The sequence below is a fragment of the Streptomyces sp. Ru62 genome, assembly GCF_002920615.1.
GTDB lineage: Bacteria > Actinomycetota > Actinomycetes > Streptomycetales > Streptomycetaceae > Streptomyces.
Genome location: NZ_PQSU01000001.1, coordinates 107,515 through 126,895, shown reverse-complemented (window position 1 = coordinate 126,895; position 19,381 = coordinate 107,515). Strand labels below are relative to the sequence as shown.

The 19,381-nt window shown below is 72.5% G+C and carries 17 protein-coding genes and 1 tRNA gene; 6 read left to right on the top strand and 12 right to left on the bottom strand.

What is annotated here, in order from left to right:
* Positions 1-18: 18 nt before the first annotated feature.
* The 3 genes from C3492_RS00680 to C3492_RS00670 form a co-directional block, all read right to left on the bottom strand.
* Positions 19-1,578 carry a M4 family metallopeptidase gene (locus C3492_RS00680; RefSeq protein ID WP_103810020.1) on the bottom strand — a complete coding sequence of 520 codons (1,560 nt, stop codon included), beginning with the start codon at positions 1,576-1,578 and terminating at the stop codon, positions 19-21.
* A 315-nt stretch (positions 1,579-1,893) separates the two neighbouring features.
* Entirely contained in the window at positions 1,894-2,841 is a 948-nt protein-coding gene (locus C3492_RS00675; protein ID WP_103809733.1) for a bifunctional GNAT family N-acetyltransferase/NUDIX hydrolase, read from the bottom strand.
* 131 nt (positions 2,842-2,972) lie between these two features.
* Positions 2,973-3,653 (bottom strand): pentapeptide repeat-containing protein, encoded by a 681-nt coding sequence (locus C3492_RS00670; RefSeq protein WP_181140124.1) that lies wholly within the window; start codon positions 3,651-3,653, stop codon positions 2,973-2,975.
* Positions 3,654-3,776: 123 nt separating this feature from the next.
* On the opposite strand from C3492_RS00670, the gene C3492_RS00665 reads away from it, so the two are divergent.
* Complete coding sequence (locus tag C3492_RS00665) at positions 3,777-4,949, top strand: FAD-dependent oxidoreductase (protein WP_103809731.1); 1,173 nt, start codon at positions 3,777-3,779, stop codon at positions 4,947-4,949.
* 47 nt (positions 4,950-4,996) lie between these two features.
* On the top strand, positions 4,997-5,968 hold the full coding sequence (locus C3492_RS00660; RefSeq protein ID WP_103809730.1) for a zinc-binding dehydrogenase: 972 nt from the start codon (positions 4,997-4,999) through the stop codon (positions 5,966-5,968).
* Positions 5,969-6,009: 41 nt separating this feature from the next.
* On the opposite strand, the gene C3492_RS00655 is transcribed toward C3492_RS00660, so the two are convergent.
* Genes C3492_RS00655 through C3492_RS00645 form a run of 3 tightly spaced genes read right to left on the bottom strand, consistent with a single transcriptional unit; the run spans position 6,010 to position 8,592 of the window.
* Positions 6,010-6,489 carry a GNAT family N-acetyltransferase gene (locus C3492_RS00655; RefSeq protein ID WP_103809729.1) on the bottom strand — a complete coding sequence of 160 codons (480 nt, stop codon included), beginning with the start codon at positions 6,487-6,489 and terminating at the stop codon, positions 6,010-6,012.
* Positions 6,490-6,521: 32 nt separating this feature from the next.
* A complete protein-coding gene (locus tag C3492_RS00650) occupies positions 6,522-7,928 on the bottom strand; it encodes an FAD-binding oxidoreductase (protein ID WP_181140123.1) in 1,407 nt (468 codons plus the stop codon).
* 10 nt (positions 7,929-7,938) lie between these two features.
* The gene (locus C3492_RS00645; protein ID WP_181140122.1) at positions 7,939-8,592 is read right to left on the bottom strand and encodes a rhomboid-like protein; all 654 of its coding nucleotides are present in this window, start codon (positions 8,590-8,592) and stop codon (positions 7,939-7,941) included.
* Between C3492_RS00645 and C3492_RS00640 the strand changes: the two genes are divergently transcribed.
* Entirely contained in the window at positions 8,591-9,502 is a 912-nt protein-coding gene (locus C3492_RS00640) for an aminoglycoside phosphotransferase family protein (RefSeq protein WP_103809728.1), read from the top strand. The genes C3492_RS00645 and C3492_RS00640 overlap by 2 nt on opposite strands.
* A gap of 54 nt (positions 9,503-9,556) precedes the next feature.
* Here the strand turns inward: C3492_RS00640 and C3492_RS00635 are convergent, their stop codons facing one another.
* The 3 genes from C3492_RS00635 to C3492_RS00625 all read right to left on the bottom strand — a co-directional run bounded on the left by C3492_RS00635 (position 9,557) and on the right by C3492_RS00625 (position 12,118).
* Positions 9,557-10,282, bottom strand: coding sequence for a PaeR7I family type II restriction endonuclease (locus C3492_RS00635; protein WP_103809727.1), 726 nt, complete (start codon positions 10,280-10,282; stop codon positions 9,557-9,559).
* Positions 10,283-10,294: 12 nt separating this feature from the next.
* Entirely contained in the window at positions 10,295-11,971 is a 1,677-nt protein-coding gene (locus tag C3492_RS00630) for an Eco57I restriction-modification methylase domain-containing protein (RefSeq protein ID WP_103809726.1), read from the bottom strand.
* Positions 11,972-12,044: 73 nt separating this feature from the next.
* Positions 12,045-12,118 (bottom strand) — tRNA-Thr (locus tag C3492_RS00625).
* A gap of 207 nt (positions 12,119-12,325) precedes the next feature.
* Here C3492_RS00625 and C3492_RS00620 point away from each other — a divergent pair.
* The 3 genes from C3492_RS00620 to C3492_RS00610 all read left to right on the top strand — a co-directional run bounded on the left by C3492_RS00620 (position 12,326) and on the right by C3492_RS00610 (position 14,952).
* Positions 12,326-13,462, top strand: coding sequence for an ABC transporter ATP-binding protein (locus C3492_RS00620; protein WP_103809725.1), 1,137 nt, complete (start codon positions 12,326-12,328; stop codon positions 13,460-13,462).
* Between the two features lie 195 nt (positions 13,463-13,657).
* Positions 13,658-14,119 (top strand): hypothetical protein, encoded by a 462-nt coding sequence (locus C3492_RS00615; protein WP_103809724.1) that lies wholly within the window; start codon positions 13,658-13,660, stop codon positions 14,117-14,119.
* A 101-nt stretch (positions 14,120-14,220) separates the two neighbouring features.
* On the top strand, positions 14,221-14,952 hold the full coding sequence (locus C3492_RS00610) for a nucleotidyltransferase family protein (protein WP_103809723.1): 732 nt from the start codon (positions 14,221-14,223) through the stop codon (positions 14,950-14,952).
* A 102-nt stretch (positions 14,953-15,054) separates the two neighbouring features.
* Here C3492_RS00610 and C3492_RS00605 read toward each other — a convergent pair whose 3' ends face one another.
* The 3 genes from C3492_RS00605 to cysS form a co-directional block, all read right to left on the bottom strand.
* On the bottom strand, positions 15,055-16,725 hold the full coding sequence (locus C3492_RS00605; protein ID WP_181140121.1) for a DoxX family protein: 1,671 nt from the start codon (positions 16,723-16,725) through the stop codon (positions 15,055-15,057).
* Positions 16,726-16,875: 150 nt separating this feature from the next.
* Entirely contained in the window at positions 16,876-17,817 is a 942-nt protein-coding gene (rlmB, locus tag C3492_RS00600) for a 23S rRNA (guanosine(2251)-2'-O)-methyltransferase RlmB (RefSeq protein ID WP_103809721.1), read from the bottom strand.
* An 89-nt stretch (positions 17,818-17,906) separates the two neighbouring features.
* The gene (gene cysS / locus C3492_RS00595; RefSeq protein WP_103809720.1) at positions 17,907-19,310 is read right to left on the bottom strand and encodes a cysteine--tRNA ligase; all 1,404 of its coding nucleotides are present in this window, start codon (positions 19,308-19,310) and stop codon (positions 17,907-17,909) included.
* Positions 19,311-19,381: the final 71 nt, after the last annotated feature.

Genomic DNA, 19,381 nt, shown 5'->3' with positions numbered 1-19,381 from the left:
GGAGCCGTACCCGCGCGGCTACTTGACGTTCACGGCCGCCCAGGCCGCCGCCACCGCGTTGTACTCCGCGCTGCCCGGGCCGTACAGGTCGGCCGCGGCCTGGAGGGTGCCGGCGCGGGCGCCCGCGTAGTCCGTGGACGAGGTGAAGTACGTGGTCAGGGCCTTGTACCAGATCTGGACCGCCTTGTCCCGGCCGATGCCGGTGACGGTGGAGCCGTCGTACGTCGGCGAGTTGTAGGACACCCCGTTGACCGTCTTGGCGCCGCTGCCCTCGGACAGCAGGTAGAAGAAGTGGTTGGCGACACCGGACGAGTAGTGCACGTCCAGGCGGCCGACGGTACGCGACCAGTAGTCGGCGGAGGCACCGTCCTTGCTGGGCTTGTCCATGTAGCGCAGCGGGGTGCCGTCGCCGTTGATGTCGATCTTCTCGCCGATGAGGTAGTCACCGGCGTCGGCGGAGTTGTTCGCGAAGAACTCCACCGAGGTGCCGAAGATGTCGGAGGTGGCCTCGTTCAGGCCGCCCGACTCGCGGCTGTACTTCAGTCCGGCGGTGGCCGCGGTCAGGCCGTGGCTCATCTCGTGCCCGGCGACGTCGAGCGAGGTCAGCGGGTCGGCGTTGTTGGCGCCGTCGCCGTACGTCATGCAGAAGCAGCTGTCGTTCCAGAACGCGTTGACGTAGGCGTTGCCGTAGTGGACGCGGGAGTAGGCGGCCCTGCCGTCGCCCGCGATGCCGTTGCGGTTGAACGCGGACTTGTAGAAGTCCCAGGTGACGGCGGCGCCGTAGGCGGCGTCCACGGCCGCGGTCTGGCGGTTGTTCACGGTGCCGTCGCCCCAGAGGTCGTCGGCGTCGTGGAAGAGGGTGCCGGTGCCGGTGGTGCCGCCGTTCAGGTCGTACGTCTTGTGGCCGCCGCGCCCGCCGTCGGTCAGGTCGTAGCCTCCGGAGGCGGCGGCGGTGGTGCCGAGCGGGACGGTGCCGCTGTACTGGCTGGTGCCCGTGCCGGTGTCGACGGCCTCGAAGGAGTACAGCCGCTCACCGGTGCGCGCGTCCGTGATGACGTGCAGCTCGCTCGGGGTGCCGTCGTGCCGGCGGCCCTTGACGACGGACTCGTAGGCGAGGACCGGCTTGCCGGCCGCGGCCCACACGACCTTGCGGGCGGTGGCCGCGGTGGCCTTCGCGGTACCGGCGGCCTTGAGCGCGGTCTGCTTCGCGGCGGCCGGGGACACGGCCGCGGTGGTGCTCGGCACGGATATCCGGGCCTTGGTCGCCTTGCTGACGCCCTTCAGCGCGCCGTTCCCGGCCGCGTGGACGACCAGGTCGCCGCCGAGCACCGGCAGACCGGCGTACGTGCGCTCGTAGCGGGTGTGGACGGTGCCGTCCGCGTCCTTGACGACATCCCGGACGACCAGCTTCTCCTGGGCGCCGAGCCCGAGTTCACGGGCCGCCGCACCGGCGTGCTGCTGGGCGGACTTCAGCGCGGCGGCACGGGCCGGGGCGCTGAGCGCGACGGCCTTGGCGCCGGAGGGGTGCGGCGCGGGCGCGGCGGTCGCGGCGCCGTTCTGCAGGGCGAGGACGACCATCGCCGCGGAGCCGGCCAGGGCGGCGGCGCGCACGGCGGTCTTGCGGGGAGTACGGGAGGCGCCGGTGTCGTGGGACTGCTGTCTCACTCGATCTCCTTCTGTCCGGTCTCGTGGGGTGGAGACACAGAGGGGCCACAGGGGATGCACAGACTTGCGGCGGGCGAGGAGAGAGTGACACCCGAACCCGTCTGTTTGACAGAGCGCCGTCAAGACTTTACGTGTTCGTATCCGAATGCCGTGCTACGGAATCCGTTATACGGACACGGGGTTCAGCCTCAACCTCTGTCTGCTTCAGCGCACTTGAGGCGTGGAACGTCACACCCGGCGCGCCTCCCACTCGTCGAGCAGCCGCGCGAGGCCGGGCGGCCACATCGGCTCCGCCTCCTGGGCCAGTTCCTGTCTGCTCCACCAGCGCCAGGTGAGGATGCCGTCGGCGGCGTGCGCGGCGGCGAGTCCGGGGCCGGAGGGTTCACGGTGCGGGCCGCCGGTGACGTACACGTGCTCGTGCTGGCGGACGGGAGTGCCCGTGTGGGTGAAGTCGTGTTCCCAGGTGCACAGGAGGGGGCCCGGCTCCAGGTCGTCCCAGCCGGTCTCCTCGCGCAGCTCCCGCAGCGCGGCCTCGCGCGGGCCCTCGCCCGCCTCCAGGCCGCCGCCGGGCAGGGCCCAGTGGATGCCGACCTCGACGTTGTCGTACCGGAAGAGGAGCACCGCGCCGTCGGGGTCCACGACGGCGACCCGGGCCGCCCGCCGGGGTGTCCGCCGGGGTGTCCGCAGCACCTTGCGCAGTACGGCGCAGGGCCGGCCGAGAGCACGGTCCCGACGGCGGTCGACGACCTCGTAGCCGAGGGCCGTCCAGAAGGACAGCCCCTTGGGGTTTGCGTCGAGCACGGCAAGCCGTACCGCCTGCCGCCCGGCGGCCCGGAAACGCTCCTCGACCAGCGTGGCGGCACGCCGGCCGTACCCCTTGCCGTGCTCGCGGGCGTCGACCATGAGCAGCCCGATCCACGGATCGGGGTCGGCGGGGTCGGGATGGCGGTCCAGCGTGATCACCACCGCCACCAGCCGCCCTTCGACGCGGGCCAGCAGCACCTCGCTGCCCGCCCCGGCCAGCCCGGCCGCCACCTGCTCGGGCCGGATGTCGTCCGGGTCGGGGAAGTCACCGCTCAGCGCGTGGAACTCCCGGTTGGAGGCGTACAGCGCGGTCAGCTCGGTGAGCAACGGGGCCGGGATGCCGCCGTGGGACGGCAGGGGTTCGAGCATCACGCGCCGCGCACCCCGCCGGGGGCCGTCGGGGCGTCGGTGAAGGGCACGCAGCCCGGGGGCGGGAAGGTGGTCACGGCGGTTCTCACAGCTCCTTGGCCACGGTGCGGACGAAGCGGAGTCTATGCCGCGCGTCACATGATCCGGATGCCCATCGCCGCCGCCAGCACCGGGGCCAGGTCCAGCAGTTGGCCCGTGCTGATCACCGAACCGGAGAGCCGGTCCAGGCCCCGGGTGATCTCCAGCGGAGCGGCCCCGCGCAGGTCGACGTCCGTCAGGGTCGCCCCGCCGAAGTCGGCCCCCTTCAGGGCGCAGTCGGTGAACTCCACCCGCTCCAGGCGCGCGCCCGCGAAGTCCGGCTCGACCAGGACGCAGGACTCGAAGACGACGTCCTTGAGTCGGGCCTCGCGCAGGTTCAGGTAGTCGATCTTGCCGCCCCGGATCACGACTCTCTCCAGCACGGCACCGTGCAGCTGCGTGCCGCCCAGTCGGGCGTCGACCAGCTCGACGTCCCTGAGCGTGGCCTCGGCCAGTCGCGTTCCCACCCCGCGCAGCCCGGTCAGCACCGAGTCCAGCACCCGGGCCCGGCCCAGCGCGGTCTCGTCCACCGCGCAGTCCGTCAGCGCGCAGTCCATGAACCGGGCGCCCGCGCCGTCCTGCCCGGCCAGGTCGCGCTCCCGGAACTCCAGCCCGTCGTAGTCACCGTCCGGCTCCAGTTCCCCCTCGGTCCACGGCTCCAGGGACGGCAGCCGCACCTCCGGCCGCCGCGCGCCCTTCACCCCTGCCGCACCCGCACCCGCCGCTCGTCGCACCATGCCCCCATGCTGCACCCCGCCACTGACACTCCGCCCTGAGCTGGGCAGACGCCCGGCATGTCACATGCGGCGGGGCGCCGGCCGTCGTACTCGCGAGCAGGCGCACCGACCTCAGGGAGAACCATGCACAAGCCCGCGCACCACATCACCGTCGTCGGCGGCGGCTTCGCCGGACTCACCGCCGCGATCACGGCCGCCGAGGCCGGCGCCCGGGTCACCGTGTACGAGGCCCACGGCACCCTGGGCGGGCGGGCCCGGACGACGGAGGGGCCGTACCGGGCCAACGAGGGCCCGCACGCGCTCTACGCCGGCGGCCCGCACTGGGCCTGGCTCAGGCAGCGGGACCTGATCGGCCCGCTCGCCACGCTGCCGCCCCTGGAGGCCACCCGGCTGCGGCTGCGCCACCACGGCGTGCTGCGCCGCACCCCGCCCTTCGCCATGCTCAAGCTGCTGCGGCGCCGGGTCGGCCCGGCCCCCGTCGACGCCGACTTCCTCGGCTGGGCGACCGGGATCGCCGGGGAGGAGGGAGCCCGCGCGGCGGCGCACTACGCGGCGGTGGCGCTGTTCCACCACGACCCGGGCGGCCTGTCCGCCGCCTTCGTGCAGGAGCGGCTGCGCCGGGCCGCCAAGCTGCCGCCGGAGGCGCACTATCCGCGCGGCGGGTGGGGCGGGGTCGTCGACCGGATGGCCGCGCGCGCCTGGAACATGGGCGTGCGGATCGAGACCGGAGCCCGGGTGGAGGAACTGCCCGAGGACACCCCGGTGGTCGTCGCCACCGGCCTGCCCGCCGCCCGGCGGCTGCTCCGCGACGACTCGCTGGAGTGGCCGAGCGGCCGTACCGTCCTGCTCGACCTCGCCGTGCGCACCCGGCGCGGGGACGCCTTCGCCGTCTCCGACCTGGACGCGCCGGGCTGGATCGAGCGCTTCACCGCGCAGGACCCGTCCCTCGCGCCGGCCGGGGAGCAGCTGGTCCAGGGGCAGTTCCCGATCGGGCCCGGCCAGGCCCGGGCCGACGGCGTGGCCCGCGCCGAGCACCTGCTCGACCTGGGGTTCCGGGGGTGGCGGGAGCGGGTGACCTGGCGGCGGGAGGCCGTGGCGGACGGCCGCACGGGAGCCGTGGACCCGCCGGGCCGGACCTGGCGGGACCGGCCCGCCGTGGACCGCGGCGACGGGGTCTACCTCGTGGGCGACCAGGTGGCGGCCCCGGGCGTGCTCGCGGAGGTGTCCTTCAACAGCGCGGTCACGGCGGTGTCCCTGATCCTCGGCCGGCCCGCCCTTGACCTCAAGCGCGCTTGAGGTCCGAGGGTGGGGACCACACCGAGCCACGTCTCCCTGGGGGTCCCATGCACGCCGTCCGCCTGTACGCCTTCGGTCCGGCCGAGAACCTCACCTACGAGGAGCTCCCGGATCCCGTCCCGGGCCCCGGCCAGGTGCGGATCGCGGTCGCCGCGGCCGGTGTGCACCTGCTCGACGCGGCCCTGCGGGAGGGCCACCAGGGCCCGTTGCCCGAACCGCCCCGCCTGCCGACCGTCCCCGGCCGGGAGGTCGCCGGGGTCGTGGACGCGCTCGGCGACGGCGTGGACGGCCTGTGGCTCGGCCGACGGGTGGTGGCCCACCTGGGCTTCGCGCCCGGCGGGTACGCCGAACTCGCCGTCACCGAGGTCGAGCGGGTGCACGACGTCCCGGAGAACCTGGACCCCGCCGCCGCCGTCGCCATGATCGGCACGGGCCGTACGGCGCTGGGCATCGCGCAGTTCGCCGAGCCGGGACCGGACGACGTGGTGGTCGTACCGGCCGCGGCCGGCGGCATCGGCACGCTGCTCGTGCAGCACGCCAGGAACGCCGGGGCGACCGTGATCGGGCTCGCCGGCGGCCCGGAGAAGACCGCCCGGGTGCGCGCGAACGGCGCCGACCTCGCCGTCGACTACACCGATCCCGACTGGCCCGCCAAGGTCCGCGCGCATCTGGGCGGCCGGCCCGCCTCCCTCGTCTACGACGGCGTGGGCGGCCGGGTCGCCCGGGAGGCCGTCGCCCTGCTCGGCCCCGGCGGCCGGCACCTGGTGTTCGGCTGGTCGGCGGAGGGCATCGGGCAGGGGCAGGGGTACCACGTCGAGGGCGTCTCGGAGTCGGTGCTCGGCCCGAAGATGCTGGAGCGCGCCGGCGGCCTGCGCGCACTGGAACTGCGCGCGCTCGCCGAGGCCGCCCGGGGCCGCCTGCGCCCGGCCGTCACCCGCTTCCCCCTCGCGCAGGCCGCCGCCGCGCACCGGGCGCTGGAGCAGCGGGACACGATCGGCAAGGTCGTACTGGAACCCTGACGGACGGCGCCGGGCTCCTTGAACAAGCCCCGCTGCCGGTGTCAGCCGCCCGAGCCCAGCGCGGTCAGGGACTCGTCCGTGAGCCGGTACACCGTCCACTCGTCCTGGGGCCGGGCGCCCAGCGCCTCGTAGAAGCCGATCGCCGGCCGGTTCCAGTTCAGCACGGACCACTCCAGCCGCTCGTACCCGCGCTCCACGCAGATCCGCGCCAGCTCGGCCAGCAGCGCCCGCCCGTGGCCGCCGCCGCGTGCCTCCGGGCGGACGTACAGGTCCTCCAGGTAGATGCCGTGCACCCCGCGCCAGGTGGAGAAGTTGAGGAACCACAGCGCGAACCCGACCGGCTCCCCGCTCGCCTCGTCCACCGCCATGTGCGCGAACGCGGCCGGCCGCTCCCCGAACAGGGCCTCCCGCAGCTGGTCCTCGCTCGCCCGGGCCTCCTCGGGCGCCTTCTCGTACTCGGCCAGCTCACGGACCATGGTGTGGATGACGGGGACGTCGTCGGGGGTCGCGGTACGAATCATGCCGCGAGGGTAACCGGCCCGCGCACCGGGCCTCAGTGCCGTCCCGCCACCCGGTCGGCCACCTTCGCCAGGCGCGAGGACTCCGTGCCCGGGTGGAGGCGTTCGCGCTGGTCGGCGGCGCGGTAGGTGGCGTACATGCCCTGGACGCCCAGCCAGCGGAAGGGTTCCGGCTCCCACTTGCGGACCTTGTGGCCGACCCAGGGCAGGTCGGTCAGCTCGGTCCGCCCGCCCTGTCCGGAGTCCCGCTGCACCAGGTCGCGCAGGGTGCGGGCGGCCAGGTTGGTGGTGGCGACGCCGGAGCCGACGTAACCGCCCGCCCAGCCGAGGCCGGTGGAGCGGTCGAGCGTCACCGTGGCGCACCAGTCGCGCGGCACTCCGAGCACGCCCGACCAGGCGTGCTCGATCCGCACCCCGGCCAGGGACGGGAAGAAGCGGGTCAGGATCTCCCGCAGGGCCTCGACGGTCTCCGCCTGCGTCCGGCCGTCGTTGTCGGTGCGGGAGCCGAAGCGGTACGGCACCCCGCGCCCGCCGAGCGCGATCCGCCCGTCCGCCGTGCGCTGGGCGTACATGTAGGCGTGCGCCATGTCGCCGAGGGTCTCCCGGCCCGCCCAGCCGATCGCCGCCCACTGCTCCTCGGTCAGCGGCTCGGTCGCGATCATCGCGGAGTTCATCGGCAGCCAGGTCCGCCGCTGCCCCCTGAGGGAGGCGGTGAAGCCCTCGGTGCAGCGCAGGACGTAGGGCGCGCGGACGGTGCCGTACGGAGTGACCGCGTGCTTGGGGCGGATCTCCGTCACCGGCGTCGACTCGTGGATGGTCACACCGAGCGCCTCCACGGCCGCCGCGAGCCCCTTGACCAGCTTCACCGGGTGCAGCCGCGCCCCGTGCGGGGTCCAGGTGGAGCCGACCGCGTCCGCGATCCGGATCCGCTCGGCGGTCTCCCGGGCGCCGTACAGCTCCCGGTCCTTCTCGCCGTACGACAGCTCGTGCTGGTGGAACGCCTTCAGCCGGGCCAGCTGCGCCGGGGTGGTCGCCACCTCCAGGACGCCGCCCCGGTGCATGTCGGCGTCGATGCCCTCCGCCTCGGCGACCGCGATCACCTCGGCCACGGTGTCGTTCATCGCCCGCTGGAGCCGTACGGCGGCCTCGTGGCCGTGCAGCTTCGCGTACCGGTCCCGGCCCGCGATCCCGTTGTACAGCCAGCCGCCGTTGCGGCCGGAGGCACCGTACCCGCAGAACTTCTGCTCCAGGACGGTGATGCGCAGGAAGGGCGCGGCCTTCTTCAGGTAGTACGCGGTCCACAGGCCCGTGTAGCCGCCGCCCACGATCACGACGTCGGCGGACGCGTCCCCGGGCAGCGGCTCCCGCACCACCGGAAGGCCGTCGTCCGCGTACCAGAAGGAGATGCCACCGTTCACGACACTGCTCGCCGAGCTGCTCATGGCCGGGACGTTAACCCCTGAGCCCGGCCAGTGTCTCCTTCGGATTCCATGCTTTTCCGCGGCCCCTGGCCAGCGGACAGCAGGCCAGACCGATCAGTACGGCGACGAGGTGACCGAAGTCGGTGAAGGTCGGCCCGGCGGCAAGCGGCAGCCCGAACACGGCCAGCACCGCCAAGAGGTACGCGTACCGCCACGGCGCCGCGATCCGGTAGGTGAGCACCGCCATCACCCCGGCCAGCGCGTAACTCACCCCGATGTCCAGGGTGTTCACCGCCGAGTGCGGGGCCATGCCCCGGCGGATGGCCTCCAGCAGCACCCCCTCGCTGATCAGCGAGGCCAGCACGTGCGCCAGCGCGCACACCGCCAGCCAGCGGGCCGTACCCAGCCAGCGCTCGGCCGGCGCGTGGAACACCGTGTACAGCAGGGCGTACGGCACCCAGTACCCGCTCTCGATCCACATAGCGCTGGCCACCAGCACCCGCACCGGATTGCGGGACAGCTCATGGATGTTCGTCGACCGCCGCCGCAGGAAGTGCTCCTCGAACTCCGGCGACATGTGGTGCAGCGCGACCGTCGTCACGAACAGGATGCCCAGCCACACGTACGTGCCGGGAGCACTGCGGACGTACGCCCACACCCCGCTCAGGCCCCGGAAAACTCGCATGAGCCGATTCACGCACGCCAGTATCGTCCGCTTCGTGATTGACATCCCCGGCGAGCTGGCCAAGGCACAGGAGACGTACAACGGCGCGGCGGGGCGGGCGTTCATCGCCGCGCTGCCGGACCTCGCGGCCGAGTTCCTGCACCGCTGGCGGCTCACGCTCGACGGGCCGTCGATGAACGGCGTCAGCGCCCTGGTCCTGCCGGTCGTCCGCGCCGACGGCCTCCGCGCGGTCCTCAAGCTCCAGTTGACGGACGAGGAGAGCGTGGGCGAACCGGTCGCGCTGCGCGTGTGGGACGGCGACGGGGCGGTGCGGCTCCTGGACCACGACCCGGCCACCGGCACCATGCTCCTGGAGCGCCTGGACGAGTCCCGGATGCTGTCGGGCCTCGGTGACACCCGCGAGGCCGTCCTGGTCATCGCCCGGCTGCTGGCCCACCTCACGTCCTTCCCGGCCCCGCCCGGACTGCGCCGCCTCGGCGACATCGCCGAGGCCATGCTGGAACGGACCCCGCGGGCGCTGAAGCGCGTCCCGGACCCCGGGACCCGCCGGATCGTCGCCGACTGCGCCGCCGCCGTGCGCGAGGTCGTCCACGAGCCCGGCGACCGGCTGCTCCACTGGGACCTGCACGACGAGAACGTCCTCGCCGCCGACCGCGCCGACTGGCTCGCCATCGACCCCAAGCCGCTGGCCGGCGACCCCGGCTTCGAGCTGTGGCCCGCCCTGGACAACCGCTTCGACGCGGCCGAGGTCCGCTGGCGCTTCGACGCGATGACCGACGTCCTCGGCCTGGACCGCGCCCGGGCCCGCGCCTGGACCCTCGGCCGCCTGCTCCAGAACACCTTGTGGGACGTGGAGGACGGCCGCCCGGTCGAGGACCGGCAACTGGAGATCGCCCGCCTGCTGACCTGACGGGGACCCGGCTCCGACGGGTCGCGGACGCGGGGAAGGAGACGTGGTCCGTGGCTATCCGGGGAAGCCGAGGTCGTAGAGGTAGGCGAGCCGCGCGTTGATGGCCGCGGAGAAGTGGCGCCAGTCGAGCCTGGCGACGGGCTCGTGCGGCTTCGGGTCCGTGGCCGAGGAGGTGATGTAGCAGGCGGCATCGTAGAGCCGCTCGGACAGAAGCCTCTGACAGAAGACGCCGAAGCGCTCCTGATAGGACATTCCCGGCCAGATGTCCTCCACGGGCAGCGCACCCTCGGCCGGCCTGACCGGCCTCCGGGACCCTGCCTCGTCCTGCATGATGAAGAAGTACCCGAGCCAGGGTTCCTCTCCCGGATACATCCCGGCCAGGGCCGCATGGCGCAGGTCGATGGCGCTGCCGAGCGCTTCCTCGACCCGGTTGTTGTAGTTGTTGCCGAACGACGGCCCGCCGAGGGCCTTCAGCTCGAAGGCGGCCACGAGGGTGTTCCGGTGGACGACGACCAGGTCCCACTGCTTCTGCGGCCGGTAGTAGCCGGGCAGTTCCAGCCCCTGCGACTTGCTGACGCGGATGCTCTCCGGCGGATAACCGGCGTCGAGGAAGAACTTCGACAGCAGGACGGCGATGGCGTCGAAATGCTTGCCGCCCCGTACGGAGCCGGCCGTGCCGGCTCCCACGGCGGCCCTGATCGCCGACTGCTCCCTCTGGAGCTCCTTGGCGCCCCAGTACGCCGCCACCGCGTCCTCGAAGTCTTGGCGGGTGACCGTCAAGATTCGTTCCTCCTAGTCAGGCAGCCCGGCGAGGCCGTAGACACGCAGAGCGGCCTCGGTGGCAGCCTCCACATCCCGCTTGTCGAACGCTTCGGCGAGAGCGACCCGGTCGCTCTCGCTGATCGCCGCCGGGTCCGGTACGCGGATCTTCCGGAGGTACTGCGCCTGGAAGCGGAGAGTCCCCCCTCGCATCTTGACCGCGTACGCCTCCACGAATGCCTCCGCGACCTTGGACAGCAGCAGGCCACCGAGTACGCGCATGTCCCAGACGTCCGAGACGATGAAGTACAGGTTGTGGTGAGGGTACAGGCCACCTTCGTCGAGGACCGGATGGATCCTCAGCTTCATGTCCGGGAACAGCAGCTTCTGACGACGGGTGAGGTGGTGGTCGACCTTGTCGATGGTCTTGTACCAGCGATGAGGCTGCCTGACCGCGACGTAGCGTTTGCGCAGGGTCTCAGCGTGCTTCTCGAAGTAGGCGGCGAGACGCGGAAACGCCTCGAGGTCGACCAGGTCGCCGGCGGCCGTCCAGGGGTTCACCAGGTACGTGCCGTCCCAGTCGATCGTGCCGCTGGTGGTGTCGCGCACCATGGCCATGGGCAGCAGGCGATCCTCCTCCACCAGATCCCTGTCCCTGGTGAGGAAGACCTTGTCCGCGCCGGTGGCGATGCCGATCCCCACCCTGGTCCCGGTCTCGGCGTCCTCCAGGAGCCGGAAGCGCTCGGTGAGGTCCTCCAGGACCGCGAGCCTCGCCGGCGAGGCGGCCGGCCAGGAATCCTCCTCCGGGAACCAGTGGGGCATGCGAGCGGCCTGGTACGAAGCCGTGGCGACCGTCGGCGGCTCGCCCTTCAGGTACCAGTCGGCGAACTCCCGCGCCTGTTCCGCTCCGAAGGACCGGTTCGTGTCCGCGGCGACCGCCTCGCCCTGCGGCCTGTTCGAGAGAAGGGTGACCGCGGGGTAGGCCGCGACCTGGTCGTCGAAGGCGTCGACATCGTGCATCACGAGGGCGAGGTCCATGCTGAAGTGCCGGGTCACCAGTTGCCGCAGCCGTCGTCCGTACTGGTTGCGCATCCAGCGGTCGGCGCAGATGAAGCCCAGCCGGCCGTCTCGGTTCAGGCTGCGCAGGGCCACCTCGTAGAAGCCGACGTAGACGTCGGCCCGGCCGCCCATCGTGGAGCAGGCCCGGCGGTAGGCGGCCATCCGGTCGTCGGGCACGTCCTCGAGCCGGATGTACGGGGGGTTGCCGACGACGTAGTCGGCGCGGTGCCCGGCGTCGGGCTGAAGCAGGTAGTCGCCCTGCTCCACCCACGCCGTGGCGACCTTCCGCGCGTCCTCGGGGTCCCAGCCCTGTTCCCGCAGCGTTTCCGTGACCAGCGCCCGGCTCCGCTCCACGTTCCGGCCCAGCAGGTCGAAGGCGCGGACGGCGTCGACCGCGTCGACGACAGGGCGCCCGTGCGCACGGCACGACGCGCTGATACGGGACGAGATCACGGTCAGGAACGCGCCGCCACCGCAGGCCGGCTCCACGAGCCTCAGATCGCAGAGGTCCTTGTCCGCGGTGTACCCGAGAAGGTCCAGGATCAGCTCGACCACCCAGGCACGCGTGAACACCTCACCGTGCTCCACGGCCTCCTGCAGAGACGCGGGGAGGGAGAGGTCGTCGGTGCCGGACAGCGCGATGGATCCCACGCCAGGACAGTACCGCCGGACCTTTTCCCTCCGCGGCGCCGGGGGGAACCCCAGGTCAGCCTGGTGGTGGAAGAGCCCCCTGTCGGATTCGAACCGACGACCTTCGCTTTACAAGAGCGGCGCTCTGACCAGCTGAGCTAAGGAGGCGTGCACCTGGGTGCCCGTGCAGTGTACCCAGGTCTCGGGGCCGCCCCGTCGAAAATTTCCGCGAAGTTCACACGGGTCGGGCTACTGACAGATCGAGTGAACGCCAGGTACCGTCCTGACCCAGTTCACTCGCGTGGACTACACCAACCACCTTCCTACAACGGATCGTCCGGCACGTTCCTGCCGGTAGAAGGGGGCCCATTCACCATGGCCACAGTCACGTTCGACAAGGCGACCCGGATCTACCCGGGTTCCACCAAGCCCGCCGTCGACGCACTCGACATCGCGATCGAGGACGGCGAGTTCCTCGTCCTGGTCGGCCCGTCCGGTTGCGGAAAGTCCACCTCCCTGCGGATGCTCGCGGGCCTGGAGGACGTCAACGGCGGCGCCATCCGCATCGGTGACCGCGACGTCACGCACCTGCCGCCCAAGGACCGGGACATCGCCATGGTGTTCCAGAACTACGCCCTCTACCCGCACATGACGGTCGCCGACAACATGGGCTTCGCGCTCAAGATCGCCGGCGTGAACAAGGCGGAGATCCGGCAGAAGGTCGAGGAGGCCGCGAAGATCCTCGACCTCACCGAGTACCTGGACCGCAAGCCGAAGGCGCTCTCCGGCGGTCAGCGCCAGCGTGTCGCCATGGGCCGCGCGATCGTCCGCGAGCCGCAGGTCTTCCTCATGGACGAGCCGCTGTCCAACCTGGACGCCAAGCTCCGCGTCTCGACCCGTACGCAGATCGCGTCCCTCCAGCGCCGCCTCGGCATCACCACCGTCTACGTCACCCACGACCAGGTCGAGGCCATGACGATGGGCGACCGGGTCGCCGTGCTCAAGGACGGCATCCTCCAGCAGGTCGACTCGCCGCGGAACATGTACGACAAGCCCGCGAACCTCTTCGTCGCCGGCTTCATCGGCTCCCCCGCCATGAACCTGATCGAGGTCCCGATCGCCGATGGCGGCGTGAAGTTCGGCAACAGCGTCGTCCCGGTCAACCGGGAGGCCCTGAAGGCCGCCGCCGACAAGGGCGACCGCACGGTGACCGTGGGCGTGCGTCCCGAGCACTTCGACGTGGTCGAGCACAACGGCTCGGTCGCCGCCTCCCTGTCCAAGGACGCCTCCGACGCCCCGGCCGGCCTCGCCGTGTCCGTGAACGTCGTGGAGGAGACCGGCGCCGACGGCTACGTCTACGGCACCGTCGAGGTCGGCGGCGAGACGAAGGACCTCGTGGTCCGCGTCAGCAGCCGCTCCGTGCCGGAGAAGGGCTCCACGCTGCACGTCGTGCCGCGGCCGGGCGAGACCCACGTGTTCTCCACGTCCACCGGCGAGCGGCTGTCCGACTGACGGCCGACGGCATCGGAAGGGCCCCGCGCGCTCGGCGTGCGGGGCCCTTCGCGTCGGGGTCGGGTCACCCGGCCCCGTCGTGGATCTTGTCGTGGGGTGCTTCGTCAACGCCTTACCCAGAAATCAGCGCCTTCTCATCCCCCATAAGAGTGACCGAATGTCTCCAAATCATCACTGGGCGCTACCCTCACACGCGTGAAGCACTCCACCACCCCACAGACACGACGCGGCCACCGGGGCGGCCCTGCCCGCCGGATCGGCCGCACTCTCGCCCTCGTCCTGCCCGTCGTCCTGGTGCTCTCCGGGACCCTTGCGGTCACCCGGGTCAACTGGACGGGGAGCCCCTCCAGCTCGGTGCTGGCCGCCTCCGACGTGTCGTCGGCGGAGGTCTCCGCCAAGAAGGTCACCCGCGCCCCGCAGGACGTGCTCCGCGACCAGCTGATGGCCGAGCTGCAGCACAAGAACCCGGGCGTGGTCCTCACCCACCTCCAGCAGGCCGTCAACGGCCGCCCCTCGCTGGCCCGGCACTGCTCCTCCATCGCCCGCGCCCTCGGCAGGGCCGCGGTGCACATCTACGGCGCCCCGCGCGCCCAGTCCTACGCCCGCCCGGTGTGCGACACGGCCTTCGCCTCGGGCGTCCTGGCCGCGCACAGCTGAGCACCGCCGGCAGCCGGCTCCCGGTGTGAACCGGGTAACGGCTCCCCAAGGAGCGCGTTGCCCCCGGTGGACAGCGGTGGGGCGCCACGTACAGTGCGGTCATGACCCATCCGAACGCCGCGTCGCGCCCCACTCAAGCCGTGGTCCTGGCCGGTGGCCAGGGCTCCCGGCTGCGTCCGTACACCGACGACCGGCCCAAGCCGATGGTCGAGATCCCCGGCACGGGCACTCCGATCATCGGCCACCAGCTGACCTGGCTGGCCGAGGAAGGTGTGACGGACGTCGTGGTCTCCTGCGGCCACCTCGCCGACGTCCTGGAGAAGTGGCTGGACTCGGCCGACCTTCCCGTCTCCGTCACCACCGTCGTGGAGAGCGAGCCCCTCGGCCGCGGCGGCGGCCTGCGGTACGCCGCGGCCCGTCTGCCCCACCCCGACCGGTCCTGGTACGCCACGAACGGTGACATCTGGACGCGGTTCTCCCTGCGGGACATGGCCGACTTCCACACCGAGCGGGACGCCGTGGCCACGCTGGCGCTCGCCCGGCCGCGGATCCCGTGGGGCGCCGTGAAGACCGACGGCTTCGGGCACATCACCGACTTCATCGAGGCACCGCCGTCGACGTTCGAGATCAACGCGGGTGTCTATGTGTTCTCGCCGGAGTTCGCCTCCCTGCTGCCCGAGCGCGGGGACCACGAGCGGACCACGTTCCCCCGGCTGGCCCGGGAGAGGAAGCTGGCCGGGTTCCCCATTCCGCAGGGGGCGTACTGGCGGGCCATCGACACCGCGAAGGACCTGACGGAGGCGGCCAAGGAACTGGCGGCGCTCGGCCGCTGACAGCTCCGCGGGCCGCCGCGCGGGCCCACAGGCCCCGAGTCACCGAGATCGAGAAGGGCCCCGTACCTCTCCCGGTACGGGGCCCTCTCCTGTTGCGTCCCGTCAGCCCAGCAGGCCGCCCACCAGGCCCGGCTGGCCGCCCGTGGACGTGCTGCCGCCGCCCGAGGACGTGCCGCCGCCCGTCGTCGTCGAGCCACCGGTGCTCGTGCCGCCGCCGCCCGTGCTCGTCGGGCCCGCCGTCGTGCTGGGGGCGCCACCCGTCGTCGGGGACGTCCGGCGGGGCGGGACCTGGCCCGTGGTGCCCTGGGTCTGGGTCTGGGTCGGGGTGGTGCCGCCGGAGGTGGCCCGGCTCGTGCCCGGGGTCGTCGCCGTCCCCGAGGGGCTCGCGCCGGCCGTGGCGCCGCCCGTCGGGGAGCTGGACGCCGCCGGGCTCTTCTTGTGCCGTGTGCCGGGCTCCTCCGGGAGCGGGGAGCCGGGGAGCTGGTTGCGGGGCGCCTCGCCGGGGCCGGGGACGACCACGCGGCTGGAGTCGCGGACCGCACCGCCCAGCAGGGAGCCGATGAACAGGGTCAGACCGACCGTCACGGCCGTGATCAGCGCACCGCGGCGCAGGACGTGGCGCCGCAGCTCCCAGATGTCGGCGCGGGGGCCGAGGCGTCGCCAGGCACCCCCCGCGAGACGGCCGTCCACCGAGTAGACGGGGGCGCCGGCGATGATCAGCGGGGACCAGGCGGCGAGGTAGATGATGTCCGGGGCGTCGTAGACCGGGACGGTCTTCCAGCTCACGGTGACGATCAGCGCGGCGGAGAGCATCGCGCCGACGACCGCGGCGACGCGCTGCCAGCAGCCCAGGATCGTCAGGACGCCGACGACGACCTGGAGGAAGGCGATGACCAGGCCGGAGCCGACCGGGTGGTGCAGGGCGAACTGGCGCAGCGGCTCGGCGACGTCCCAGGGGTGCAGCGTGTTGAGCCACGTGACCATGGAGCCGCGCTTGCCGCCGTCGAAGTAGACGGGGTCGCACAGCTTGCCCATGCCGGCGTAGATGGAGATGAAGCCGAGGAAGATGCGCAGTGGGAGGAGGACGACGCCCAGGTTGAGCCGGCGGCCGGGGTAGTAGGCGTGCCGGGCCGGGTCGTCGCCCTGGCGCTTGCCGCGGCGCGGGGCGTCGGCGTCGGGGTCGGTGTCGGCCGGGTAGGTGTCGTACGGCTCGTGGTCGTCGGGGTAGGCGGGGTCGTCGTAGGCGCCGGTGACCGTGCGCATGTGCGGCAGGAGGCGGGTGCCGCCGGCGTCGGGGGCGGTGCGCTGGTGGCCGACGACGGGGGTCTCGACGGTCAGGTCGCGTTCGTCGTAGGTGTCGGCGTAGCCCGTCTGGACGCGCGGGATGACCTGGGTGGCGCCGGCCTCGGGCTCGTCGGCGTGGCGGACGCTGCTGCCCCGCACGGCCTGGAGGAGCCGGTGGGCGCCGGTGTCGTCGGGGGCGGACCTGCCGCTCCACACGACGGGGCGGCGGCGGCCGGTGGCGCCGGCCCGGCCCGCCGTGCCCACGACGGGCATCCGGGCGGTGTCCTGGGCGGCGCTCAGATGCCGGGCGATCCGCGGGGATTGGGTGCGCCTGGCCGCCGCGCCCAGCTGCACGCGGAAGCTGGCGTGATTGACGATGACCTGCGCCGGATCGCTCGGCACCTTCACCATGCTCAGCGCGGGAGCGTCGTCGAATCCCGACGAACGGTCCCCCGTGGGTGTGCGGGGTGTTCTGGTGTCCACACTCATCTAACCGAGTGACGTGGCGTTAGGACACTGCTTTGACCGCCCGGATGTGTCCGGACCCCGTCAAAGCGGCCCCGAGCGCCATACGGCCGCCAGAATTCCCCCGTGACGGTGAATTTCCGGACGGGTGTTCAGACCCGCCCGGACGGGTGTTCAGCTCCGTCGGCGTGCGGCCTCGTACAGCACGATCCCGGCCGCCACACCCGCGTTGAGCGACTCGGCGCCGCCCGGCATCGGGATGCGGACACGGAAGTCGCAGGTCTCGCCGACCAGACGGGACAGGCCCTTGCCCTCGCTGCCGACCACGATGGCGACCGGGCCCTGAAGGGCCTCCAGGTCACCGAGTTCGACCTCGCCGTCCGCCGCCAGACCGACCACCGTGAGGCCGGCCTTCTTGTATGCCTCCAGTGTCCGGGTGAGATTGGTGGCGCGGGCGACCGGCGTACGGGCGGCCGTACCGGCGGAGGTCTTCCAGGCGCCGGCGGTCATGCCGGCCGAGCGGCGCTCGGGCACGACCACGCCGTGGCCGCCGAAGGCGGAGACGGAACGGACGACGGCGCCGAGGTTGCGCGGGTCGGTGACCCCGTCCAGGGCCACGACCAGCGGGTCCTCCCCCTCGTCGGCGGCGGCGCCGAGCAGGTCCTCCGGGTGCGCGTACTCGTACGGCGGGACCTGGAGGACCAGGCCCTGGTGGTTGAGGCCGTTCGTCATGCGGTCCAGCTCGGGACGCGGGGCCTCCATGAGGTTGATGCCCCCGCGCTCGGCGGCGAGCTGGAGGGCCTCGCGGACGCGCTCGTCGTTGTCGATGAACTGCTGGACGTACAGGGTGGAGGCCGGGACGCCCTCGCGGAGCGCCTCGACGACCGGGTTGCGGCCCACCACCAGCTCGGAGGTGGACCTGCCGCCGCCCCGGCGCTGCTGTGTGCGGCCCTGCGCGCGGCGGGCCTTGGCCGCCGCGGCACGCTGCTTGGCGTGCCCCTTGCGCATCTCGGCGGGCGGGGTCGGCCCCTTGCCCTCCAGGCCCCGGCGCCGCTGGCCGCCACTGCCGACCTGCGCGCCCTTCTTGCCGGACATGCGACGGTTGTTCGCGGCCATGACCTACCTGTCTTCGTGAGCTTTCGTACGTACGTCTTATGCAGTGTGCCGCCCGGAGGGCCGGGCGGCACAATCGATCAAGCGGGGGGCTAGCGCGGACCGAGGCTCCAGCGCGGGCCCTGCGGGCTGTCCTCGATGGCCAGCCCGGCCTGGCCGAGCTGGTCGCGGATGGCGTCGGCGGTGGCCCAGTCCTTGCGGGCGCGGGCGGACTCGCGCTGGTCGAGGACGAGGCGCACGAGGCTGTCGACCACGCCGTTCAGGTCCTCGCCCCGGTCGCCGCCCTCGCCGGCCCAGTGCGGGTCGAGCGGGTCGAGGCCGAGGACGCCGAGCATGGCCCGCACCTCGGCGAGCCGGGCGACGGCGGCCTCCTTGTCGTCGGCGGCCAGCGCGCTGTTGCCCTGCCGGACGGTGGTGTGCACGACGGCGAGGGCCTGCGGGACGCCCAGGTCGTCGTCCATCGCCTCGGCGAAGGCGGGCGGGACCTCGGCGGCCGGCTCGACCGTCTTCCCGGCCAGCTCGGTGACCCGCTGCACGAAGCCCTCGATCCGCCCGAACGCGGACTCGGCCTCGCGCAGGGACTCCTCGCTGTACTCGATCATCGAGCGGTAGTGCGGGGTGCCCAGGTAGTAGCGCAGCACGACGGGCCGCCACTGCTTGACCATCTCACTGACCAGGACGCTGTTGCCGAGCGACTTGGACATCTTGTCGCCGGCCATGGTCACCCAGGCGTTGTGCACCCAGTACCGGGCGAAGTCGTCGCCGTAGGCCTTGGCCTGGGCGATCTCGTTCTCGTGGTGCGGGAAGATCAGGTCGAGGCCGCCGCCGTGGATGTCGAAGGCGCTGCCCAGGTACTTGTGGGCCATCGCCGAGCACTCCAGGTGCCAGCCGGGGCGGCCGGGTCCCCAGGGGGTTGGCCAGGTCGGCTCGCCCGGCTTCGCCGCCTTCCACATGGCGAAGTCGCGCGGGTCCCGCTTGCCGGTCTCGCCCTCGGCGGACGGCTGGAGCAGGTTGTCCAGCTCCTGCCGGGACAGCTCCAGGTACTGCGGGAAGGACCGTACGTCGAAGTAGACGTTGCCGTCGGCCTCGTAGGCGTGCCCGCGCTCGATGAGGCCCCGCATCATCTCGACCATCTCGGTGATGTGGCCGGTGGCGCGGGGCTCGTAGGTCGGCGGGAGGCAGCCGAGGGCGGTGTAGCCCTCGTCGAACGCGCGCTCGTTCTCGTACCCGATCGACCACCAGGGCCGGTTCTGCTCGCGGCTCTTGGTGATGATCTTGTCGTCGATGTCGGTGACGTTGCGGATGAACGTCACCTCGTAGCCGCGGTACGCGAACCAGCGCCGCATGATGTCGAAGTTCAGGCCCGAGCGGATGTGGCCGATGTGGGGTGCCGCCTGCACGGTGGCGCCACAGAGGTAGATCGAGACACAGCCCGGCTTGAGCGGGGTGAAGTCACGGATCTGCCGGGCGCTGGTGTCGTACAGGCGAATAGTCACGACTCCAGAGTAGTGGGCGCCGGGCAGTGCCATGCGCCTTCCCACCGGGAACGCGCCTCACCGCCCGGGCC

Excerpts from the sequence above, each read along its gene's own strand:
- C3492_RS00680 (WP_103810020.1), bottom strand. The coding sequence starts at position 1,578 with ATGGTCGTCCTCGCCCTGCAGAACGGCGCCGCGACCGCCGCGCCCGCG.
- C3492_RS00670 (WP_181140124.1), bottom strand. The coding sequence starts at position 3,653 with ATGGTGCGACGAGCGGCGGGTGCGGGTGCGGCAGGGGTGAAGGGCGCG.
- C3492_RS00665 (WP_103809731.1), top strand. The coding sequence starts at position 3,777 with ATGCACAAGCCCGCGCACCACATCACCGTCGTCGGCGGCGGCTTCGCC.
- C3492_RS00660 (WP_103809730.1), top strand. The coding sequence starts at position 4,997 with ATGCACGCCGTCCGCCTGTACGCCTTCGGTCCGGCCGAGAACCTCACC.
- C3492_RS00655 (WP_103809729.1), bottom strand. The coding sequence starts at position 6,489 with ATGATTCGTACCGCGACCCCCGACGACGTCCCCGTCATCCACACCATG.
- C3492_RS00650 (WP_181140123.1), bottom strand. The coding sequence starts at position 7,928 with ATGAGCAGCTCGGCGAGCAGTGTCGTGAACGGTGGCATCTCCTTCTGG.
- C3492_RS00640 (WP_103809728.1), top strand. The coding sequence starts at position 8,591 with ATGAGCCGATTCACGCACGCCAGTATCGTCCGCTTCGTGATTGACATC.
- C3492_RS00645 (WP_181140122.1), bottom strand. The coding sequence starts at position 8,592 with ATGCGAGTTTTCCGGGGCCTGAGCGGGGTGTGGGCGTACGTCCGCAGT.
- C3492_RS00620 (WP_103809725.1), top strand. The coding sequence starts at position 12,326 with ATGGCCACAGTCACGTTCGACAAGGCGACCCGGATCTACCCGGGTTCC.
- C3492_RS00610 (WP_103809723.1), top strand. The coding sequence starts at position 14,221 with ATGACCCATCCGAACGCCGCGTCGCGCCCCACTCAAGCCGTGGTCCTG.
- C3492_RS00605 (WP_181140121.1), bottom strand. The coding sequence starts at position 16,725 with ATGAGTGTGGACACCAGAACACCCCGCACACCCACGGGGGACCGTTCG.
- rlmB (WP_103809721.1), bottom strand. The coding sequence starts at position 17,817 with ATGGCCGCGAACAACCGTCGCATGTCCGGCAAGAAGGGCGCGCAGGTC.